Origin of the sequence: Nonomuraea sp. 10N515B (assembly GCF_052245915.1) — a bacterium.
In the GTDB taxonomy this organism is placed as follows: domain Bacteria; phylum Actinomycetota; class Actinomycetes; order Streptosporangiales; family Streptosporangiaceae; genus Nonomuraea.
Window position 1 is genome coordinate 23,216 of sequence record NZ_JBQQBQ010000061.1, and the last position, 18,199, is coordinate 41,414.

At 72.0% G+C, this 18,199-nt stretch carries 19 protein-coding genes; 5 read left to right on the top strand and 14 right to left on the bottom strand.

From position 1 onward, the window contains the following. Positions 1-40: 40 nt before the first annotated feature. Positions 41-970, top strand: coding sequence for a GNAT family N-acetyltransferase (locus tag ACTWQA_RS48030; protein ID WP_443165537.1), 930 nt, complete (start codon positions 41-43; stop codon positions 968-970). A gap of 18 nt (positions 971-988) precedes the next feature. Here the strand turns inward: ACTWQA_RS48030 and ACTWQA_RS48035 are convergent, their stop codons facing one another. From ACTWQA_RS48035 to ACTWQA_RS48050, 4 genes are read right to left on the bottom strand one after another with little or no spacing between them, the layout of a single operon-like run. Next, positions 989-2,266, bottom strand: a complete 1,278-nt coding sequence (locus ACTWQA_RS48035) for an AAA family ATPase (protein ID WP_443165538.1) — start codon at positions 2,264-2,266, stop codon at positions 989-991. Next, on the bottom strand, positions 2,263-3,690 hold the full coding sequence (locus ACTWQA_RS48040; RefSeq protein ID WP_443165539.1) for a hypothetical protein: 1,428 nt from the start codon (positions 3,688-3,690) through the stop codon (positions 2,263-2,265). The genes ACTWQA_RS48035 and ACTWQA_RS48040 overlap by 4 nt, the downstream gene beginning before the upstream one ends. Then, positions 3,687-4,817: a hypothetical protein gene (locus tag ACTWQA_RS48045; RefSeq protein WP_443165540.1), complete on the bottom strand. Its 1,131-nt coding sequence runs from the start codon at positions 4,815-4,817 to the stop codon at positions 3,687-3,689. The genes ACTWQA_RS48040 and ACTWQA_RS48045 overlap by 4 nt, the downstream gene beginning before the upstream one ends. Further along, entirely contained in the window at positions 4,814-5,584 is a 771-nt protein-coding gene (locus ACTWQA_RS48050; protein ID WP_443165541.1) for a hypothetical protein, read from the bottom strand. Before ACTWQA_RS48050 ends, ACTWQA_RS48045 begins: the two co-directional genes overlap by 4 nt. A gap of 161 nt (positions 5,585-5,745) precedes the next feature. On the opposite strand from ACTWQA_RS48050, the gene ACTWQA_RS48055 reads away from it, so the two are divergent. After that, entirely contained in the window at positions 5,746-6,186 is a 441-nt protein-coding gene (locus ACTWQA_RS48055; RefSeq protein WP_443165542.1) for a hypothetical protein, read from the top strand. Next, positions 6,183-6,839 carry a TetR/AcrR family transcriptional regulator gene (locus tag ACTWQA_RS48060; RefSeq protein ID WP_327582064.1) on the top strand — a complete coding sequence of 219 codons (657 nt, stop codon included), beginning with the start codon at positions 6,183-6,185 and terminating at the stop codon, positions 6,837-6,839. Before ACTWQA_RS48055 ends, ACTWQA_RS48060 begins: the two co-directional genes overlap by 4 nt. On the opposite strand, the gene ACTWQA_RS48065 is transcribed toward ACTWQA_RS48060, so the two are convergent. The 5 genes from ACTWQA_RS48065 to ACTWQA_RS48085 are packed head-to-tail and all read right to left on the bottom strand — an operon-like array spanning position 6,745 to position 11,290. Next, positions 6,745-7,566, bottom strand: a complete 822-nt coding sequence (locus ACTWQA_RS48065) for an ABC transporter permease (RefSeq protein ID WP_443165543.1) — start codon at positions 7,564-7,566, stop codon at positions 6,745-6,747. The two genes, ACTWQA_RS48060 and ACTWQA_RS48065, sit on opposite strands and share 95 nt — an antisense overlap. Then, a complete protein-coding gene (locus ACTWQA_RS48070) occupies positions 7,563-8,282 on the bottom strand; it encodes an ABC transporter ATP-binding protein (protein ID WP_443165544.1) in 720 nt (239 codons plus the stop codon). Before ACTWQA_RS48070 ends, ACTWQA_RS48065 begins: the two co-directional genes overlap by 4 nt. Positions 8,283-8,308: 26 nt before the next feature. Continuing rightward, positions 8,309-9,280: a phosphotransferase family protein gene (locus ACTWQA_RS48075; protein WP_443165545.1), complete on the bottom strand. Its 972-nt coding sequence runs from the start codon at positions 9,278-9,280 to the stop codon at positions 8,309-8,311. Continuing rightward, the gene (locus tag ACTWQA_RS48080) at positions 9,277-10,467 is read right to left on the bottom strand and encodes an acyl-CoA dehydrogenase family protein (RefSeq protein ID WP_443165546.1); all 1,191 of its coding nucleotides are present in this window, start codon (positions 10,465-10,467) and stop codon (positions 9,277-9,279) included. Before ACTWQA_RS48080 ends, ACTWQA_RS48075 begins: the two co-directional genes overlap by 4 nt. A 40-nt stretch (positions 10,468-10,507) precedes the next feature. Then, complete coding sequence (locus tag ACTWQA_RS48085; protein WP_327582059.1) at positions 10,508-11,290, bottom strand: CPBP family intramembrane glutamic endopeptidase; 783 nt, start codon at positions 11,288-11,290, stop codon at positions 10,508-10,510. 39 nt (positions 11,291-11,329) lie between these two features. On the opposite strand from ACTWQA_RS48085, the gene ACTWQA_RS48090 reads away from it, so the two are divergent. After that, positions 11,330-11,677 carry a DUF6285 domain-containing protein gene (locus tag ACTWQA_RS48090; RefSeq protein WP_443165547.1) on the top strand — a complete coding sequence of 116 codons (348 nt, stop codon included), beginning with the start codon at positions 11,330-11,332 and terminating at the stop codon, positions 11,675-11,677. 46 nt (positions 11,678-11,723) lie between these two features. On the opposite strand, the gene mctP is transcribed toward ACTWQA_RS48090, so the two are convergent. Beyond that, on the bottom strand, positions 11,724-13,334 hold the full coding sequence (gene mctP, locus ACTWQA_RS48095) for a monocarboxylate uptake permease MctP (protein ID WP_443165548.1): 1,611 nt from the start codon (positions 13,332-13,334) through the stop codon (positions 11,724-11,726). Beyond that, complete coding sequence (locus ACTWQA_RS48100) at positions 13,331-13,540, bottom strand: DUF3311 domain-containing protein (RefSeq protein WP_443165549.1); 210 nt, start codon at positions 13,538-13,540, stop codon at positions 13,331-13,333. The genes mctP and ACTWQA_RS48100 overlap by 4 nt, the downstream gene beginning before the upstream one ends. Positions 13,541-13,840: 300 nt before the next feature. On the opposite strand from ACTWQA_RS48100, the gene ACTWQA_RS48105 reads away from it, so the two are divergent. Then, positions 13,841-14,734: an SDR family oxidoreductase gene (locus ACTWQA_RS48105; protein WP_443165550.1), complete on the top strand. Its 894-nt coding sequence runs from the start codon at positions 13,841-13,843 to the stop codon at positions 14,732-14,734. A 12-nt stretch (positions 14,735-14,746) separates the two neighbouring features. Here the strand turns inward: ACTWQA_RS48105 and ACTWQA_RS48110 are convergent, their stop codons facing one another. Genes ACTWQA_RS48110 through ACTWQA_RS48120 form a run of 3 tightly spaced genes read right to left on the bottom strand, consistent with a single transcriptional unit; the run spans position 14,747 to position 18,174 of the window. Next, positions 14,747-15,691 (bottom strand): helix-turn-helix transcriptional regulator, encoded by a 945-nt coding sequence (locus tag ACTWQA_RS48110; RefSeq protein WP_443165551.1) that lies wholly within the window; start codon positions 15,689-15,691, stop codon positions 14,747-14,749. Next, positions 15,673-17,253: a CocE/NonD family hydrolase gene (locus ACTWQA_RS48115; RefSeq protein WP_443165552.1), complete on the bottom strand. Its 1,581-nt coding sequence runs from the start codon at positions 17,251-17,253 to the stop codon at positions 15,673-15,675. Before ACTWQA_RS48115 ends, ACTWQA_RS48110 begins: the two co-directional genes overlap by 19 nt. Before the next feature lie 57 nt (positions 17,254-17,310). Further along, positions 17,311-18,174, bottom strand: a complete 864-nt coding sequence (locus tag ACTWQA_RS48120) for a DUF4394 domain-containing protein (RefSeq protein WP_443165553.1) — start codon at positions 18,172-18,174, stop codon at positions 17,311-17,313. Positions 18,175-18,199: the final 25 nt, after the last annotated feature.

The window sequence follows — 18,199 nt, forward strand, 5'->3', positions numbered from 1 at the left end:
GGGAGGCGCCGGGCAGGGCGGCCGGTGCACAATCCAGCCCATGCATACTCTCCGCCGGCCCCGCGTGGACGACGCCGCCGCCATGTACGAGCTCATCTCGGCATATGAGACCGCGGTCCTCGGGGCGCCGGACATGACGCTCCAAGACGTCCAGGACGAGCTGGTGGAGCCCGATTTCGACCGCGACAAGGACGGGTGGCTGGCACAGGACGCCGACGGCAGGCTCCTCGCGTCGGCCTGGGCATGTAGCGACGGCGACAGTGATCTCGTGCACGTCGACGTGATCGTCCGGCCCGGCGTCGAAGGGCTCGCGGACGAGCTGTGGCCGCTGGTCATCGGGCGCGCCCGCGAGCTGGCCGCCGAGCGGGGGCACGACGGCGTCACCCTGCACATCGGGATCTACCGCGCCGACCATGTCAAGCAGGCCATGGCCAAGGAACAGGGCTTCGAGCCCGGCACGAGCTTCCACCGCATGCGCATCGACCACGAGGGCCCCGTCGAGGCGCCGGTCCCGCCGGCCGGGCTCACGCTGCACTCCGGCGAGAGCGAGGACGTGCGGCGGGAGGCGCATCGCGTGCACCAGGAGGCGTTCGCCGAGCACTTCGGTTTCGTGAAGCTCGACTACGACCTGTGGTACGAGCGCAGGCAGGCGCAGAGCGTCAACGATTGGAGCCAGCTCGCGCTCGCCAGGGTCGACGGGCGCGCGGCGGCGGTGCTGATCGGCAACAACCAGTTCCTGCCGGACCAGGAGTGCGGGTATGTGGCCACGCTGGCCGTGCTGCCCGAGTTCCGGGGGCGAGGGCTGGGGCGCTTCCTGCTGCGGCACGCCTTCGCCGCCGACGCGGCCCGCGGGCGCAAGGGCACGATTCTGCACGTGGACTCCAACAACACCACGCCGGCGCTGGGCTTGTACGAGTCGGCGGGGATGCGGCCGGTCATGGTCATCGACGTCTGGCGCCGCCGCCTCTGAACCAGCAGCGTCGCCGCGCTAGACGCGGTGGCGGGACAGATGCTCCAGCACCGACTGGTTGGCCTCCCACCCGTCCGGGAACTTCACCGGCACGCCCAGCTGCACCGGCTCCGCCGACGGGTGGGCGTCCAGCAGCTCGGCGATGCCCGCCCGGGCCACCACCACGCAGGCGTGCCGGTGCCGCGAGGCCAGCACGCACAGCCGCCCCGACTCCAGGTGGAAGGCCGTCGCGTCACGCCGCCCGGACAGCGGGTGCAGCACGATCGTCACGTCGTACTCCCGCCCCTGCAGCCGGTTCGCGGTGTCGACGGTGATCTCCGGCGGCAGGCCCGCCGCCCGGATGGCCGCCACCTGGTCCCGGTGCGCGGCACCGACGGCGATCCGATCCGCCGTCACCGGCCGCTCGCCCTGCTCCGAGCTCGCCACCGCGCCCCGCTGCAGCAGCCGCTCGGCCAGCAGCGCCACCGCCTGCACGGCCTCCCCGTCGGTACGCACCGTGTGCCGGTTCGGCAGCTCCAGCAGCGCCCACCCCGACCGGGCGGCCTCCTCCAGCGCCCGGTCGTGCACGGTCCCCATGCCGCCCGTGACCAGCTCCAGCCGCCGATCCCCGGGCCCGGTTCCCGACCTGAACCCGGTGAACGGGTAGAACGCCCGCGACACCACCGGCGCCGCCGACGCCGGCAGCCGCCACGACACCGGCAGCCGGTGCACCGGCAGATCCGGATTGTGCCGCAGCAGCACCGACACCGCGCTCTGCAGCGGATCCCACGACAGTCCCGACCACCGGTCCCCGTCCACGATCGAGAACGGGTCCAGCTGTCCAGGATCGCCCACGAACAACGCCCGCTCGAACAGCCCCGCGATCCGCAGCAGCTTGTCCGAGCGCATCTGGTAGGCCTCGTCCACGATCGCCCACGGCCAGACCCGGTCGCCGATCCACGCCCATTTGTCGGCGGTGGCGATGACGATGTCCGGGTCGCCGAGGTCCTGGATCCTGGTGCCGAACCGCACGCCGGGCAGCTCCAGCAGCCGCAGCGGCGGCACGTACCCGCCGGCCGACAGCCGCCCCACGGTCAGCCGCGGATGTTTGTCCGAGATCCTGGACACCAGGTCGTCGACCTGCTCGTTGGTCTGGGCGACGATCATCAGCGGCTCGCCGGCGTCCGCGATGTGCGCGGCGGCGCGTACGACGAGGGTGGACTTGCCCGCCCCCGGCGGCGAGTCGACGACCACGCCCCGGTGCCGCGGCAGGTCGGCCAGCACGTCCGCGATGACCTGCTCAGGGCTGCCGGTCACGACCACTCCTCCTGGGCGTCCTCGTCGTCGGGCGTGTACTCCTGGGGCGGGCCGCCGTGCGTCCACGGCGTGGCCTCGGCGTCGGGCAGGTTCGGCGAGCCCTGGAAGTCGTCGGTGAGCGAGGTGTAGCAGACGCGCTCGCCGACCTCGGGCACGGCGCCGGGGGTCGGCGTCTTGCCGCGCCCCATCCCTTTGGTGATCTTCACGGTGATCAGGCCCTCGTCCGCGGACACCAGCTCGGCGCCCTGGGCGCGGCGTTGCGGGGTGCCGAGGGACGCGCCGGGCGGCAGCCGTACCGGATCGTCGGTTTTGATCACCACCAGCGGGCGGAGCTTGCGTGAGCGGCCCTCACCCTCGACGTTGTCCGGGACGGTCTCGACCACCTCGCCCGCGAAGGCCTCCCCGGTGAGGCGGTGCTCGGCCATGATCAGCGGGTCGTCGTAGGCGCGCTGCACCTCGTACGCCGCCTGGGCGCGTTCCATGCGGGCCAGCTTGGCCGCGGCCGCGACCGCGCCGTCCCTGCGGGCCTGCGGCGGCCCGCCTTCGGCGATGCTCTGCGCCATGCCGCTGAACGAGCCGCGGTCCTGCTCCCACCGCTGGGCCACGCTCGCGCCCGCCTCCAGGCCGGCCAGCAGGTCGATCGCCTGCCACATGAGCCGCCACGTGGGCTCCAGCTGGCTGCGCAGCGCCTCGGTGACGCGCTCGGCCGAACCGCTGTCCATGGCGGGCGCGAGCACCTCCGCGTCGAACCCCGGGTCGGTCGCGGGCCCGGCGGGCGGCCAGATCAGCGGGTCCTCGGCGGCCTCGCTCGGCCCCTCGGTGATCCAGCCGAGCAGAGCGGCCAGGTTGGCGTCCTCCAGCGAGCTCTGCCCGCTCGCCCAGTGCCGGCCCAGCTCCTCGGTCGCGGCCGTCATGAGCGACGAGCCGGGGTAGGCGGCCCGCTCCCCGAAATAGGTCAGCCACCGGCCCAGCAGCGGCACCACGTCCGGCACCGGGTAGGGCCCGTCGGCGCGGCGGAAGCGGGTGGAGCGGCCGAGGAGCCGGGTGAAGGCCACGCCGGCCGCGTTCGGCACGATGAGCTGCGGCGCGTCCACCGCCCGCTCGTAGGGGTCGGCGCCGCGCCGCTCCACCGTCTCGGTGTCGGCGAGGAAACCCTCGAGGTACGGCAGCAGCACCCCGGCCAGCTCGGCCGCCCAGGCGAAGCGCAGGTCGCGGTTGCGCGGCTGGGTCACCACGAGCAGGCGCGGCCGGTCGCGTTCGGTGCCGAGCATGGCCGCCAGCGGCGCGGCGGCCTCGCCCGACAGTTTGAGCGGGATGAACACCATCGGCCGGTCCGACAGATGGCAGTGGCGGACGGTCGCGATGGGCTGCGCGATGCCCTCGTCCAGGGCGCGCAGCCGGGCGAGCGAGGTGAGCAGGCTCATGCCAGGCACTCTCTGCGCAGGCGTTCGGCGTTGCGGAGCAGCCGGGCGATCTCCTCCTGACCCTCTCGCGGATCCCGGACCCCGTCGGCCAGGCCCAGCGCCTCCGCCACCGACGCGACCCCGCCCAGCTCGTCACGCACCTGCCGCCCGAGCTGGTCGGACGCGCCCTCCTGCCGGGCCTCGTCGCGGCAGAAGAAGCACAGGTCGCAGGCGGACAGGCAGTCGGGCGCGTAGCGCGCCGTCGTCCTGCGCAGCGCGTCGGCCAGCTCGGCGACCGGCCTGGCAGGCCGGCCGTCCTCGCCGGGCCGCAGGTCGAACGTGAGATCGTCGGGCAGCCCCTCGAGGAGCCGGTCGAGCGTGGTCATCCTGGTCAGCTGGCGCCTCAGCACGGCGAGCTGTTTGCGCACGTCGACCAGTGTCGCGACCGGGCGGTTGGCGAAGTTCTCCGGGCAGACCAGCACCACGTCGTGGGAGACCTTCAGCGGGTCGTGGCCCAGCTCCTCCAGCAGCGTGCGCAGCGCCAGCACGTAGACGGCCGCCTGCCGGGCGGCCGCCGCGACCGCCGCCGGGTCGGCCTGCCCGTCGATCACCGCGAACGACTTGACCTCCACGATGTGGAAGCGGCCGCCCAGCTGGAAGGCCACCACATCCGGCTCCAGGTAGGCGGTGTGGCCGGCGATCTGGAGGGTGAGCAGCGGGTGGTCGTACAGAGTGCCCGCGTCCTGCTCGTCCCGGGCCGCCCGGTCGATCAGCGCGCGGGTGTGGGCGTGGCGCAGGTGGGCGCCGACGTTCTCCACGTCGTGGTAGGCCACCTCGGCGATGGGCAGGCCGAGCAGCTCGCGCAGCATGCGCAGCAGCTCCGCGCACCCGTCCGCCTTGACCAGCGCCTCGAACACGTTGCCGCGCGTGATCGCGAACGGCGACTGCCCGAACGGCGCGGGGAACCCCAGGTGCCGGGCCGCGGCGTCCTTGTCGACGCCGGCCCCGTCCATGAGCGCCCGGCGGGTGCAGCCGGGGTTGGCGGCCAGGGCCGCGATGGCGCGGGCGTCGTGCGGCCGCGGCGGCGTCGTGCCCCGCAACGCGTCCAGCCGGCGCAGGGTGTCGCCTTCGCGCTTCAAGCCGCTCACGTGACGTACTCCTTCTTGATCGTGCTCAGCGTAGCGGCGCCGAACAGGCGGGCGGCGTCATCCAGTTGCGCTGCGGCGCGTCGCGCCAGCTCGGCGCGGTCGTGCGTGTCGCGCTCGGCGTGCACCGCCAGCTCGGCGCGGGCCGCCTCGATCACCCGCCCGGGGTGTGGCGGGGCCAGCGAGCCGTTGGTGGCGCCGGGGATGTTCCTGGCCATCCGCACCAATAACCTGGCCGCCCGCTCGTCCTCGGCCGCGTGTGAGGCCACCGCGATGGCGCAGGTCAGGAAGTCGACGCGGGGACTGAGGGGCCCGACCACGCGCTGCTCCAGCGGCCAGCTGCTGAGCGTGAGCAGGCCGCGTGCGGGGGAGAGGCGGTCCGTCAGCGCCGCGCACAGGTAGTACGGCCGCCCGTACGGGGAGGAACGGAACGAACGCTCCTCGTCCCTGCGCAGGCTGGTGAGCTGCGTGCTGCGGATCGTGCCGCCGAGGAACGCCTCGCTCACGGCCACGATCAGGCGGGGCTGGGCGGTCGCCCCGAGCAGCCGCAGCCCCTGATGCACCTGCTCGCGCACGGTGACCAGCGGCGCCGGCTCGGGCGCGCCTCCCGGCCGCTCGCGGCTGACCAGGACGTCCCAGTCCCGCTCGGCGGTGCGCAGCTCGGCGCGCAGCACCCGGGCCTTCGCGCCGTCCCTGGCCCGCATGGCCTTGCGCACACCGGCCCGCAACTCGTCGATCCGCCGCTCCAGATCGTCCAGCCGGTCACTCATGGCCGTGAGCGTATCAACAGTCCCAGTATTTTCCAGTAATTACCTGACGATCGAGGCCATCACGTGATCTACGCTGTAAAGGGCGCGGCGAGGACCCACGTCCGACGCTGCCGCCCGCGACCGCGCGCGTAACCGGTGCTGGAGAAGGGGACGATGCCGGTGTGACCCGTGAGAGTCGTCATGTGATGGGAGCCGCCGCCGGCCTGGCCGCCCTCGTCCCCGTCTACTACCTGACCGAGGCCGGCGCCAAGGCCCTGCGCATGGGCACGGCCGCGGCCGGCCCCGCCCCGGCCGGGCTGGCCTGCCTGGCGGCCGTGGCGGTGCTCGTCGCCGCACTGACCGCCTGGCCGGCGGCGGCGCTGACCTGCGGCGTGCCCCTGATCTCGGCAGGGGCGCTGTTCGCCCTGGACACCAGCGCCGCGCTGGGCCTGGCGGCCACGCTTCCGTGGTCGGGGCCGACCTGGGACGGCCTGCCGCCGGCGGAGCTGGCCGAGCCGCCCGGCACGCTGGCCGGGCTTACCGGCCTCTACACCATCATCGGCGCCCTGCTCGTGCTCTCGGCGCTGCTGCCGGCGCGTTGGCGATCTATCCTGGGCGGGTGAGCGGACGGGACCCGGATCGGCGCAGGGCGCTGCTGGACGCCGCGGACCGGGTCATCTCCAGCGAGGGGCCCGAGGTGTCGATGGCGGCCATCGCGGCCGCGGCCGGCATCACCAAGCCCATCCTCTACCGCCACTTCGGCGACAAGAGCGGCCTGTACGAGGCGCTCGCCGACCGGCACGTGCGCACGGTGATCGCCCAGCTGCGGCCGCGGTTCGCCGAGCCGGGGGCCGACCTGCGCGGCCGGGCCAGGGCGACGATCGGCGCCTATCTGGACCTCATCGCGGCCAACCTCAACCTCTACCGCTTCCTGTTCCACCGGGCCGGCGCCGAGGACAGCAGGACCCGCTCCCACATGACCTCGCTGGTCCGCGGCCTCGGCGAGGAGCTGGGCGGGGTGCTGGCCGCCGAGCGGGCGGCGCTCGACCCGGTGCGGGCGCAGGTCCTCGGCCACGCGTTCGTCGGCATGGTGCAGACGACCGGTGACTGGTGGCTGGAGCATCCCGAGGTGGAGCGGGATCAGGTGGTGGAGGGCCTGGTGGAGGTGATCGCCGCCGCGCTCAGTCCCCGAAGCGCGAGAGCTTCCCATGCCGCCGGGCGTACCTCAGCGCCCACGCGAACAACCCCAGCGTCGCCGCCAGGTATCCCACGTTGAGCGCGGCCGCCCAGGCCAGCCGGTCCCAGGGCAGCGCGCCGCCCGCCATGACCGTGCGCATGCCCTCGAACACGTGGGAGGCGGGCAGGAACCACGACACGGCCTGCAGCGGCGCGGGCAGCACGGACACCGGGTAGAAGATCCCGGCGAGCGGCTGCACCACGAACACCAGTGACCAGGCGATGACCTGCGCGTTCTCGCCGAAACGCAGCACCGCCGCGATGCCGACCAGGCCGAGTGACCAGCCGAGCACGAGCAGCACGCCCATGAACGGGACCAGTCCCACGCCGATGCTCGTCACCCCGAACCCGTAGAGGCCGAAGGCGAGCGCGGCCATGATCGCGACCGCGAAGGCCACCTTGCCCAGGGAGAACAGCATCAGCCCGATCAGGTATTCGACGCTGGACAGAGGGCTGACCTGCACGTTGAGCAGGTTGCGCGACCAGATGTCCTCGAGGAAGGCAATGGAGATCTCGTTGCTGGCCTTCTGCAGCAGCTGCCACAGCAGCACCGCGCCGAGCAGGAACGACACCACGAACGGCACCCGCTGCGCCTGCAGGAACAGCGTCATGAAGCCCCACAGCACCAGCTCGACCGTCGGCCAGAACAGGATCTCGAACACCCGGATCGAGCTGCGCCGCAACGCCGCGAAATCGCGCCGGACCACGCCCATGACGCGCATGCGCCGCGCGGCCGGGCTCAGCGGAGGCAGGGTCAAGGTCGTCATCCGCGCGCCACCTTCAAGAACACCTCTTCCAGGTCCTCGGCCCCGTAGTGCCCGGCCAGCTCCGCGGCGCTGCCGGCGGCCACGATGACGCCGTCCGACATGAAGTGGATGCGGTCGCACATGCGCTCGACCTCCCGCATGTTGTGCGAGGTGATCAGCATGGCGCTGCCGTTCTCCCTGGCCAGGCGGGACAGCAGCCCGCGGATGCGGTCCCCGGCGTCGGGGTCGAGGTTGGCTGTGGGCTCGTCGAGCACCAGCAGCCGCGGCGCGTTGAGCAGGGCTTTGGCCAGCTGCACGCGGGTGCGCTGCCCGGACGACAGCGCCATCATCGGCCGCTTGTGGAGCGGGCCGAGCTCGAACAGCTCGATCACCTCCTCGACCCGCCGGCGCGGATGGCGCACGGCATAGAGCCGGGCGAACGCGTCGAGCACCTCCCGCACCCGCAGCACGCCGGGCAGGTCGACGTAGCTGGCGGCGAAGTTGACCTGGCTGAGCGCCTCGATCCGGTGCTGGGCCAGCTCCATGCCGAACAGCTTGATGCTGCCGGCGTCCGGGGTGATGAGGCCGAGCAGCATGTGGAGCGTGGTCGACTTGCCGGCGCCGTTGGGGCCGAGCAACCCCACGACCTCGCCTTCGCCGATGGTGAGGCTCAGGTCGCGGACGGCCGTGACCGATCCGAACCGCTTGAGCAGATGGGATGCCTGCAGGATGGTCACCGCACAAGCCTGCGCCGCCGCCCAGGTCAAAGCAACGGGTTTTCCACCCGCTCACGCAACATGCCGAGCAGATCCCACTCGTTCTCACACACGCGGCGGCCGATCGCCGCCAGTTCGACGGAGCGGGCGCCGCCACGCAGGTGCCGCATGGTCTGCATGACACAGATGACGCCCCACTTGAGCACGCCGAAGGTCTCCCACCAGCGCAGCGCGTCCCGGTCCACCGGGTCGCCGCCGGCCCGCTCGTAGGCGTGGATGAGGTCGTCGTACGTGCCGAACCCGCCGACCGGCAGCGGCGAGCCGAACCGCCAGGCCTTCACGCACAACCAGCCGAGGTCCTCCAGCGGGTCCCCGGCGTGGGCGAGCTCCCAGTCGAGCACCGCTCTGATGCCCTCGGGGCCGACGATGAGGTTGCCGTTGCGGAAGTCGCCGTGCACCACGGCGCGCCGGCCGGGGCGCGGCCGGGTCCTGGCGAGCCGCCGCAACGCCAGCTCGAACACCGGGTGCGGCTCGCCCAGCCGGTCGAGCACGTCCCGCCAGCGGCGCAGCGGGTCGGTCTCGGCCGCGGTCTCAGCCGCAGCGGGAACGCACGACAGCGGCATGCGGTGAATGGCGGCCAGCGCCTGGCCGCACTGCGCGGCGAGTCTGCGCCGGGCCGTGGCGTAGGCGTCGTCGCGCAGGATCTTGCGCGGGATGGTCTCGCCGGGCACACGGGTCATGAGGATGTGGGACTCGCCGCTGGAGACGATCCGCGGCACCGGCACCCCGGCCTGGAACGCGGTGCGCATCAGCACTGCCTCGGCCGCCAGCGTGGCGCCGGCCTCCAGGGCGGCGCCGGGGGACTCGAGCCGCAGGACCAGCTCATGCCGGGTGCCGTCGGCGGCGGCGACGTCCAGGGCCCACGTCTCGCGGGAGGCCCCGCCGGGCAGCCGCACCCGATGCGGGATCGCCGACCCGGCGCCGAACACCGTGCGGACGATCTCCTCGAGCCGGCTCATCGCAGGCCGAACTCCCAGGTGCCGCCCGCCGCGTAAGCGCCCAGGATCCGCCGTCCCACCGAGTCGATGTGCACCTCGTCGGGGCCATCGTAGATCCGCCCGGCCCGAGCATGCCGGTACATCCGCTCGAGCGGGGTGTCCGGCGTCAGGCCCGCGGCCCCGTAGACCTGGATGGCGCGGTCGATCACGTTGTGCAGCATACGCGCTCCGACGACCTTGATCGCCCCGATCTCCACCCGTGCGTCGGAGCCGGCGTCGATGGCCTCGGCGGCCTGCAACGTGAGCAGCCTGGCCGCCTGGATCTCGGCGTAGGAGTCGAACACGTGCTGCCGCATGAGCTGCTTGTTCGCCAGCGGCTCGCCGAACGCGCTGCGCTCGTGCAGCCTGCGGCACATCAGGTCGAAGGCCCGCTGCGCCTGCCCCAGCCAGCGCATGCAGTGGAAGATCCGGCCGGGCCCCAGGCGTTGCTGTGCGATGACGAACCCGTGGCCGCGCCGTCCGAGCAGGTTGGCGGCGGGCACGCGGACGTCCTCGTAGCGCACCTCGCAGTGCGCCCCGTCCAGTCCCAGCACCGGCGTCTCGCGGACGATGGTGTAGCCGGGTGTGTCGGTCGGCACCAGGATCATGGAGAAGGCCCGGTGTGGCGGGGCGTCGGGCTCGGTGCGGCACATCACGGTCGTGTACGCCGCCCGCGACGCCCCGGTCGTGAACCACTTGTGCCCGTTGATCACCCACTCCTCGCCGTCGAGCACGGCGGCCGTGCGGAGCTGGGTGGGGTCGGAGCTGGACACCGACGGCTCGGTCATGGCGAAGCTGGGCCAGATGTCGCCGCGCACCAGCGGCTCGAGGTAGCGTTCGCGCTGCTCGGGCGAGGCGTGCTCGTGCAACATGAGCGAGTCCTGCAGGGTGAACGTGCCCAGCGCCAGTTGCCCGTACTCGCTGCGTCCCTGCACCTCGTTGACGTAGACGTAGTCGAGGAACGGCAGCCCGCCGCCGCCCAGCTCCCGCGGGTGGCCGAGCGCCCACAGGCCTTCCTTCTTCGCCTCGGCCCGCAGCTCGTCCAGCGCGGCCGCGGCGGCGGCGCCGCCGGCGTGCAGCACCGGCTCGGCGGGCTCGACCCGCTCGGTCATGAACGCGTGGACGGCATCGCGGATCGGCCGGACACCGGCGGGCACGGCGAAGCTCATGAAATGATCTCAGCCGACAATCGTTGCCGAGTCAACGGTGTCAGGGCAGCCAGCTGACCCGTCCGCGCAGGAACGCGTACCCGACGAAGGCGACGGCGTCGATGAGCGTGTGGGCCACCACGAGCGGCGTCGCGCGCCCCCACCGCTGATACAGCCGCCCGAACACCACGCCCATCACCACGTTTCCGGCGAACCCCCCGAACCCCTGATACAGGTGGTACGACCCGCGCAGCAGCGACGAGAGCGCGAGGGCCTTCCACGGGCTCCATCCGGCCTGCCCGAGCCGGTGCAGCAGGTAGCCGGCGACCAGCACCTCCTCCAGCACGCCGTTCTGAGCCGCCGCGAGCAGCAGCACCGGCACCTGCCACCACACCTCGGGCAGTGCCCCGGGAACGACGGTCAGGTTCACCCCGGAGGCCCACACCGCCAGGTAGAACGCCAGCCCGCTGCCGCCGATCGCGGCCGCGAGCAGGGCCCCGCGCACCAGGTCCCGCCGCGGCTCGCGCAGGTCCGCGCCGATCGTGCGCATGGACTCCCCGGAGCGCACCAGCAGGTACGCCACCAGCCCGACCGGCGCCACCGAGATCACGATCTGGACCAGCTGCAACGTCAGGTCCAGCCACGGCCGCCCCGGGGCCATGGACCCGACGAGCACGGCCTGCTGGCTCTTCAGCTCCTTCGGCGCGGTGAGCGCCCCGATCAGCCGCACGAGCGCCACCAGACCGCTGGCGCCGAGCGAGACCGACATCACGACGAAGATCTCGGCCCGGATCAGCTGGGGCCCGAGCACCGGGGTAGATGCGGTGGGAGACTCTGTGCGCATGGCGGCAGGGTAGTCGTTCCCCGCTAAAAAGGAGATCAGATGACGAAGGGGCCGCACGACGTGCCCACGGCGGCGCAGCTGGTGGCCGCCGTGCGCGACTTCCTCGAGAGTGACGTGTTGCCGGCCGTCGAGGGCCGGGTGCGGTTCCACACCCGGGTCGCGATCAACGTGCTGGGCATGGTCGAGCGGGAGATCGAGCTGGGGCCCGCCCAGGCGGCCGAGCACGCCGCCCGGCTGGCCGCGCTGGGCGTGGCCGGCGACGCCGAGCTGGCCGCCGCCGTTCGCGAGGGCCGGATCGCCGACGACCACGAGCTCGTCGCCGCCCTGGTGGATGCCGTGCGGGCCAAGCTGGAGGTCGCCAACCCCCGCTATCTCGTGGCGGATTGAACCGGCGGCCCGCCCCCGCGGGGGGACGGGGGCGGACCGCCGGGGTTCAGTGCGAGCCGGTCAGGTCCAGGTCCTTGACCTTGGGGTCGCCCTCGTCGGCGAAGTAGTCGTCGCGCGAGGTCGCGTCCGGCCCGTCGGCCATCTTGAGCGCCCGGAACACCAGCGTGCCCAGCGCCGCCACCACCAGGTTGATGATCACCGCGACGAACCCGACGTAGATCGTCATCTTGGTGTCGAACCCGAAGTTGGCCAGCGGGAACGCCGAGCCGCCGAAGTGCAGCTTGCCGTTGGCGGGGTTCGGGATGAGGTAGAGCATCCACATGCCCGCCCCAAGGCCGGCCGCCCAGCCCGCGATGAGGCCGCCCTTGTGGAACCAGCCCGTGTAGAGGCCGAGCGCCACCGACGGCAGCGTCTGCAGGATGATCACGCCGCCGATGAGCTGCAGGTCGATGGAGAACTGCGGGTCCAGCACCAGGATGCACAGCACCGCGCCGACCTTGACCAGGAGCGAGGCCAGCTTGGAGACCTTGGCCTCCTGGGCGTCGGTGGCGTGCTTGTTGAAGTACTCGCGGTAGATGTTGCGGGTGAACAGGTTGGCCGCCGCGATCGACATGATCGCCGCGGGGACCAGCGCGCCGATGCCGACCGCGGCGTAGGCGACGCCGGTGAACCAGTCGGGGAACATCTGGTCGAACAGCTGCGGCACGATCGTGTTGGCGTCCGGCTTGCCGTTCGCGTTCATGACCGGCTTGGTGCCGGCCGCGATCGCCATGTAGCCGAGCAGCGCGATCAGACCGAGCAGGAGGCTGTAGGCGGGCAGCGCCGACATGTTCCGCTTGATCACGTTGCGGTTCTTGGAGGCCAGCACGCCGGTGAGGCTGTGCGGGTAGAGGAACAGCGCCAGCGCCGAGCCGAAGGCCAGGGTGATGTACTGCAGCTGGTTGGCGGCGTTGAGGATGATCCCGTCACCGGGCGCGGGGGAGGCGGCGAACTTCTCCTGGGCCTTGTTGAAGATCACATCCCAGCCGCCCAGCTTGGCCGGGATGTAGAAGACCGCCGCCAGGATCACGATGTAGATCAGCGTGTCCTTGACGAAGGCGATCAGCGCGGGGGCGCGCAGGCCCGACTGGTAGGTGTAGGCGGCCAGGATCGCGAACGCGATGATGATCGGCAGGTGCCCGGTGACGCCCATCGACTTCAGCACGGCCTCGATGCCGACCAGCTGCAGCGCGATGTACGGCATGGTCGCCACCAGCCCGGTGATCGCCACCAGCAGCGCCAGCGTCGGCGAGCCGAAGCGGGCCCGGACGAAGTCGGCCGGCGTGACGAACCCGTGCACGTGCGACACCGACCACAGCCTGACCAGGACCAGGAACACCAGCGGGTAGATGATCACGGTGTACGGCACGGCGAAGAAGCCCATGGCCCCGGCGCCGAACACGAGCGCGGGCACCGCCACGAACGTGTACGCGGTGTACAGGTCGCCGCCCACGAGGAACCAGGTGATCCAGGAGCCGAAGTTGCGGCCGCCCAGGCCCCACTCGTTCAGGCTCTCGATGTTGTCGGGCCGCCGCCAGCGGGCCGCCACGAATCCCATGGCGCTGACGACCAGGAACAGCACGGTGAAGACGACCAGCTCGGTCGTGTGCCCGCTCACTTCGTCATCCTGTACACGATCGTCGTGGACACGACGCCGACCCCGATGAAGGCGAGCTGCAGCCAGTAGAACAGCGGGAAGCCCAGCAAGCGGGGCTCATCGGCGTTGAACAGGAACGTCAGCAACGGCAACACGATCGGCACGAGCAGCAGCCAGTTCCAGGGGCTGCGGTCGGTGCGCGGCTGCCCGGGTTCCCCGGTAGTCATCGACCCTCCGATGGCATGGATCAGCAGCCGGCGGTGACCGGCTCCTGACAGGTAGTCAATGGAGGGAGACTAGCTTTACGGCGGTATTAAACCCAATGTCGGTTATATTACGGTTTGGCCTAAATACTGAGATTTCATCCCGGCATATGAGACACGCAGCCGTAACGCCGTTGTGGGAGCTTAGTTACCGGGACCTCGCCCGCCGGTCATCGATCGGCGAGTGGTCGGTTGCACGCGCCGAACGGCCTCTCGCGGAAAACATGACAAGAGATGTCCTCTTTTCCGGACACCATCGGTCGCATGATTGCTTTGGTGGCGGGCTCGACCCGCGGCACGGGACGAGGGATAGCGGTCGCGCTGGGCGCGGCCGGCGCGACGGTTTACTGCACGGGCCGCAGCACGCGCGAGCGGCGCTCGGAGATGAACAGGCCGGAGACCATCGAGGAGACGGCGGAGCTGGTCACGGCGGCCGGCGGCACGGGCATCGCCGTCCAGGTCGACCACCTCGACCCCGCGCAGGTCGAGGCGCTCGCGGGGCGCGTGGAGCGCGAGCAGGGCCGGCTCGACGTGCTGGTCAACGACGTGTGGGGGAGCGACCACCTGTGGGAGTGGGACACCCCCGTGTGGAAACACGACATGGACAAGGGGCTGCGGCTGCTCCGGCTGGCCGTCGACACCCACATCATCAGCAGCAGGTTCCTGCTCCCGCTGCTGATCAGGAACGAGGGCGGGCTGGTCGTGGAGGTCACCGACGGCACCTGGGAGTTCAACGAGACCCGCTACCGGCAGAACGTCTACTACGACCTGGCCAAGATGTCGGTGAACCGGCTGGCGTTCGCCTGGTCCAACGAGCTGCGCCCGTACGGCGGGACTGGCGTGGCGGTCACGCCCGGGTTCCTGCGCTCAGAGGCGATGCTGGACAACTTCGGGGTCACCGAGGACAACTGGCGCGAGGCCAAGGTCGACCACAAGAGCTGGCTGGTCTCCGAGACCCCCGCCTACGTGGGCCGCGCGATCGCCGCGATCGCCGCCGACCCTGACAAGCAACGCTGGTCGGGCAGGTCAGTGGACAGCGGGCAGCTGGCCGAGGCATACGGCCTCACCGACGTGGACGGCAGCCGCCCGCAGGTGTGGCGCTTCATCACCGAGGTGGAGGAGACCGGCAAGGACGCCGACCCGGCCGACTATCGGTAGCCGCCGACCCCGCTACCCACCGTAGAGAGCGGAGGTGCGGGCGGCGGCCTCGGCGACCATCGTCCGCAGCTCCGGCGGCGCCAGCACCTCCGCCTCCGGCCCGAACCGCAGCACCTGCGAGAACGCCACCTCCACCGACTCCACCGCCAGCTGCACGGTCCCGTCCGGCTGGAGCGAGCCGAGCGCGTCCGCCAGCGCGGCCGGGTCGGCGATGTGCCGCAACATGCGCTGTCCCCGCTCGCTCAGCCGCAACGTGATCACGTCCCGCAGCAGTGAGCGGGTGAACTCGGCCGACTGCTGCGCCCAGAAGCCGGCCAGGTCGAAGCCGGGATCCCGGTCGAAGGTCTCGGCGAGCACGTCGATCGCGCCGAACCGGTGCACCCGGAAGATCAGGAACCGCGTCCCCAGCCGCGCGGCGAGGTACCAGACGCCTGCCTTCAGCACCAGCCCGTACGGCTCCAGCGTGCGCTGGTTGCCCTTGTACACCGTCCGCACGCGCCGGTCGTTCCACACCGCCCTGGCCAGCGGCGCCAGCGCGGCCGGCGGCGGGTCGTCGCCGGCGAACCAGCCCGGCGCGTCCAGGTGGAAGCGCTGCGCCGCGGTCGCCGGCGCGTCACGCAGGGCCGGGGACAACGCGGCGGCCGCCTTCAGCCGGGCGGTCGCCGCCACGTCGTGCAGCCCCATCTCGCGCAGTGCGGCCGGCACGCCCGACAGGAACAACGCCTCGGCCTCGGAGCGGTCCAGCCCGGTCAGCCGGGTACGGTAGCCCTCGAGCAGCCGGTAGCCGCCGCCGCGGCCGCGGTCGGCGTACACCGGCACGCCGGCCTCCGACAGCGCCAGCACGTCGCGGTGCACGGTGCGCTCGGAGACCTCCAGCTCCTTGGCCAGCTCGGTCGCCGTCATCCCGCCCCGGCCCTGCAACAGCAGGACCAGCGACATCAGCCGCGAGGCGCGCACAGCGGCATCACCACCGCCGAGGGCCGGTCGGGTGAGTGGAACACCTCGACGTCGGCGGGCACCATCGGGCCGCCCGCGCCGAGGGGGTCGCCGGTGCCGGGGTTGCGGGCGATCGTCGGGTACGCCCCGGCCGCCACGTGCACCCGGATCCGGTGGTCGCGCCGGAACCGGTGCGCGATCGGCCACAGGTCCACCTCCACCCGCCGCACCTCCCCGGCTGACAGCGGCCCGAGGCGGCGCACGCCCTCGCACACGTTGACCGAGCGCCCGTCCGGCCAGACGTCGCACACCCGCACCACCACGTCCACGTACGGGGTGCTGGAGCGCACGAACACCTCCGCGCGGACCGGGCCGATCATCTCCACACCCGACTCCAGTGCGGGCGAGCTGTAGACCAGCACGTCGCGGCGCTGCTCCAGCCGCCGCTGGTCGCGCGGCCGGGAGTCGCCGAGCAGCACCGGCCCGCCGATCACCGGCGTCGGATGATCGGGATGGTAGCGGAACCGGTCGGGCCCGGCCTCCCGCGGACTGTCCACACCCAGCCCGAACCCGTGCTGCAGATGCCACCGCTGCTCGCGCATGCCCGGCACCGGCCAGTCGGGGTAGTCACGCCACTCCTCGGCGCCCGTCACGTAGATCCGCACAGGGTCGGGCCGCAGCCGGGACAGGTCACCCATCAGATGCGCGCGGAACCACGCCGACGCCTCCACCATCGTCGGCCGGGCGTGCCGGGTGTCGATGTGGTACCACGGGCCGATCGTCAGATAAGGCCGCCGGCCCGCCGCCCGCAGCGCCGCGTAGTCCTTCAGCTGCCACGGCAGGAACACGTCGTACCAGCCGCCCAGCATGGTGACGGCCGCGTCCACGTCGCCGACCTTCAGGGAGAAGTCCCGCTTGTCCCAGTACGGCACCGCCGGGTCCGCGTGATGCGTCACCAGATCCTGGAAGAAGGGCAGCGGCCGGCCCGCCGACACCAGGTCCAGCTCGGCCACCGGCCGGCCGGACAGCACCGCCCTGCGGGTGAGCCGGGGCGCGGTCCACAACGCGGCGCCGCCGAAGCGGCGCGACATGGCGTCGGTGAGCGTGGTCCAGCTCAGCGCCGACTCCAGCGCGAACGCGCCGCCCACATAGGCGGCGTCCCTGAACTGGGAGGCGGTGATCTGCAGGGACATGGCCTTCAGATCCGGCCCGGCGTAGGGGGCTATCGCCCACTGCGTGTAGCCGAGGTAGGAAGGGCCGAACATCGCGAACGAGCCGCCGTACCAGGGCTGCTCGCGCAGCCACGCCACGGTCGCCACGCCGTCGTCGTGCTCGTCGCCGAGCGGGTCGAGCAGGCCGCCGGAGCCGAACCCGCCCCGGCAGCTCTGGATCACGACGTGGAAGCCCTGCCTGGCGAAGCCGCGGCCGAAGAACCAGCCGAACGGCCCGCGCCGGCCGTAGGGGGAGCGCATCAGAATGACGGGAGCCCGCTCGCCCGCGGCCGGAGCGTAGTGGTCGGCCAGCAGCGTCACGCCGTCGGGCATCGGCACCGGAAGATCGCGGTGGAGCCGCACGCGTCTCATGTACTAACCAGTAACAGATGCCGCCCGGGGTGCGGTAGCCCGGGGGCACCGTGGGACCTATCTGTCGAGCTGGACCGCGATGTCGCTCACTTGGCGGTTGGACGGGAACGTTCCAACCAAGGTCGCCGCGCCGGTGAGCACGTTGACCGAGTAGAAGCGGTAGGCACCGCGGACCTTGAGCGTGGCGTACGCGGCGTTGGACACCGTCACGCCCCTGCTCAGCCTGCTGTAGACGTCGAACCCGGCGTCGGTGGCCGCGTCCACGCCCAGCTTGCCGGTGGGGGCCAGGTTGCCGGCGTTGGCGGGGGACTGGAGCGAGACCTGGTCGTTCATGGTGTCCACGTCGATCAGGGTCGTCGCGGTGGCCGCGTTCAGGTCGTTGTTGGTGTAGCCGGCGGCGGTCACGCCGGTCGCGGTCGCCCCGGCCGTGGCGGGGGGCACGGGCGGGTTGGTGAGGGTGCCGTCGGTGGCGGTGGTGTTCCGGGCGGGCGCGCCGTTCGGGTCGTCGATGTTGTGCCGCAGGTTCTGGCCGGTGTCGCTGATCACGCGCAGCCGGTTGGCGGCCGGATTGAAGTCGACGCCGAAGGTCCTGCCCTGCAGCGCGACGGTCAACTGCGACACCTTGGTCGCCCGCGCGCGGCTGTCGAGCGTGTAGATGCCGCCCCGGTCGCCGACCGCGTACAGCCGGCGGTCCTGGACGCGGTAGTCGATGCCGACCACCCTCACATCGCCCCTGAGGCCGCTGATCCTGCCGGCCCGGTCGACGTTGCGGGGGTTGTCGCTACGGAAAACCACCAGATCGCCGGCGGTCGTCAGGCCCGCCACGAGCGGTCCGGCGTTTCGGTGCTGGGCCTGCGCGGGCGAGGCCAGAACCGCGCCCGCGCCGAGGACGGCGACGGCGAGCGCCAGTTGCTTACGCATCAGATCTCCTTGTGTGGGGTGTTGC

Bases quoted from the DNA above. Each gene is read 5' to 3' on its own strand.
- ACTWQA_RS48030 (WP_443165537.1), top strand. From the start codon at position 41: ATGCATACTCTCCGCCGGCCCCGCGTGGACGACGCCGCCGCCATGTAC.
- ACTWQA_RS48040 (WP_443165539.1), bottom strand. From the start codon at position 3,690: ATGAGCCTGCTCACCTCGCTCGCCCGGCTGCGCGCCCTGGACGAGGGC.
- ACTWQA_RS48050 (WP_443165541.1), bottom strand. From the start codon at position 5,584: ATGAGTGACCGGCTGGACGATCTGGAGCGGCGGATCGACGAGTTGCGG.
- ACTWQA_RS48065 (WP_443165543.1), bottom strand. From the start codon at position 7,566: ATGACGACCTTGACCCTGCCTCCGCTGAGCCCGGCCGCGCGGCGCATG.
- ACTWQA_RS48075 (WP_443165545.1), bottom strand. From the start codon at position 9,280: ATGAGCCGGCTCGAGGAGATCGTCCGCACGGTGTTCGGCGCCGGGTCG.
- ACTWQA_RS48080 (WP_443165546.1), bottom strand. From the start codon at position 10,467: ATGAGCTTCGCCGTGCCCGCCGGTGTCCGGCCGATCCGCGATGCCGTC.
- ACTWQA_RS48085 (WP_327582059.1), bottom strand. From the start codon at position 11,290: ATGCGCACAGAGTCTCCCACCGCATCTACCCCGGTGCTCGGGCCCCAG.
- ACTWQA_RS48090 (WP_443165547.1), top strand. From the start codon at position 11,330: ATGACGAAGGGGCCGCACGACGTGCCCACGGCGGCGCAGCTGGTGGCC.
- ACTWQA_RS48100 (WP_443165549.1), bottom strand. From the start codon at position 13,540: ATGACTACCGGGGAACCCGGGCAGCCGCGCACCGACCGCAGCCCCTGG.
- ACTWQA_RS48105 (WP_443165550.1), top strand. From the start codon at position 13,841: ATGATTGCTTTGGTGGCGGGCTCGACCCGCGGCACGGGACGAGGGATA.
- ACTWQA_RS48115 (WP_443165552.1), bottom strand. From the start codon at position 17,253: ATGAGACGCGTGCGGCTCCACCGCGATCTTCCGGTGCCGATGCCCGAC.
- ACTWQA_RS48120 (WP_443165553.1), bottom strand. From the start codon at position 18,174: ATGCGTAAGCAACTGGCGCTCGCCGTCGCCGTCCTCGGCGCGGGCGCG.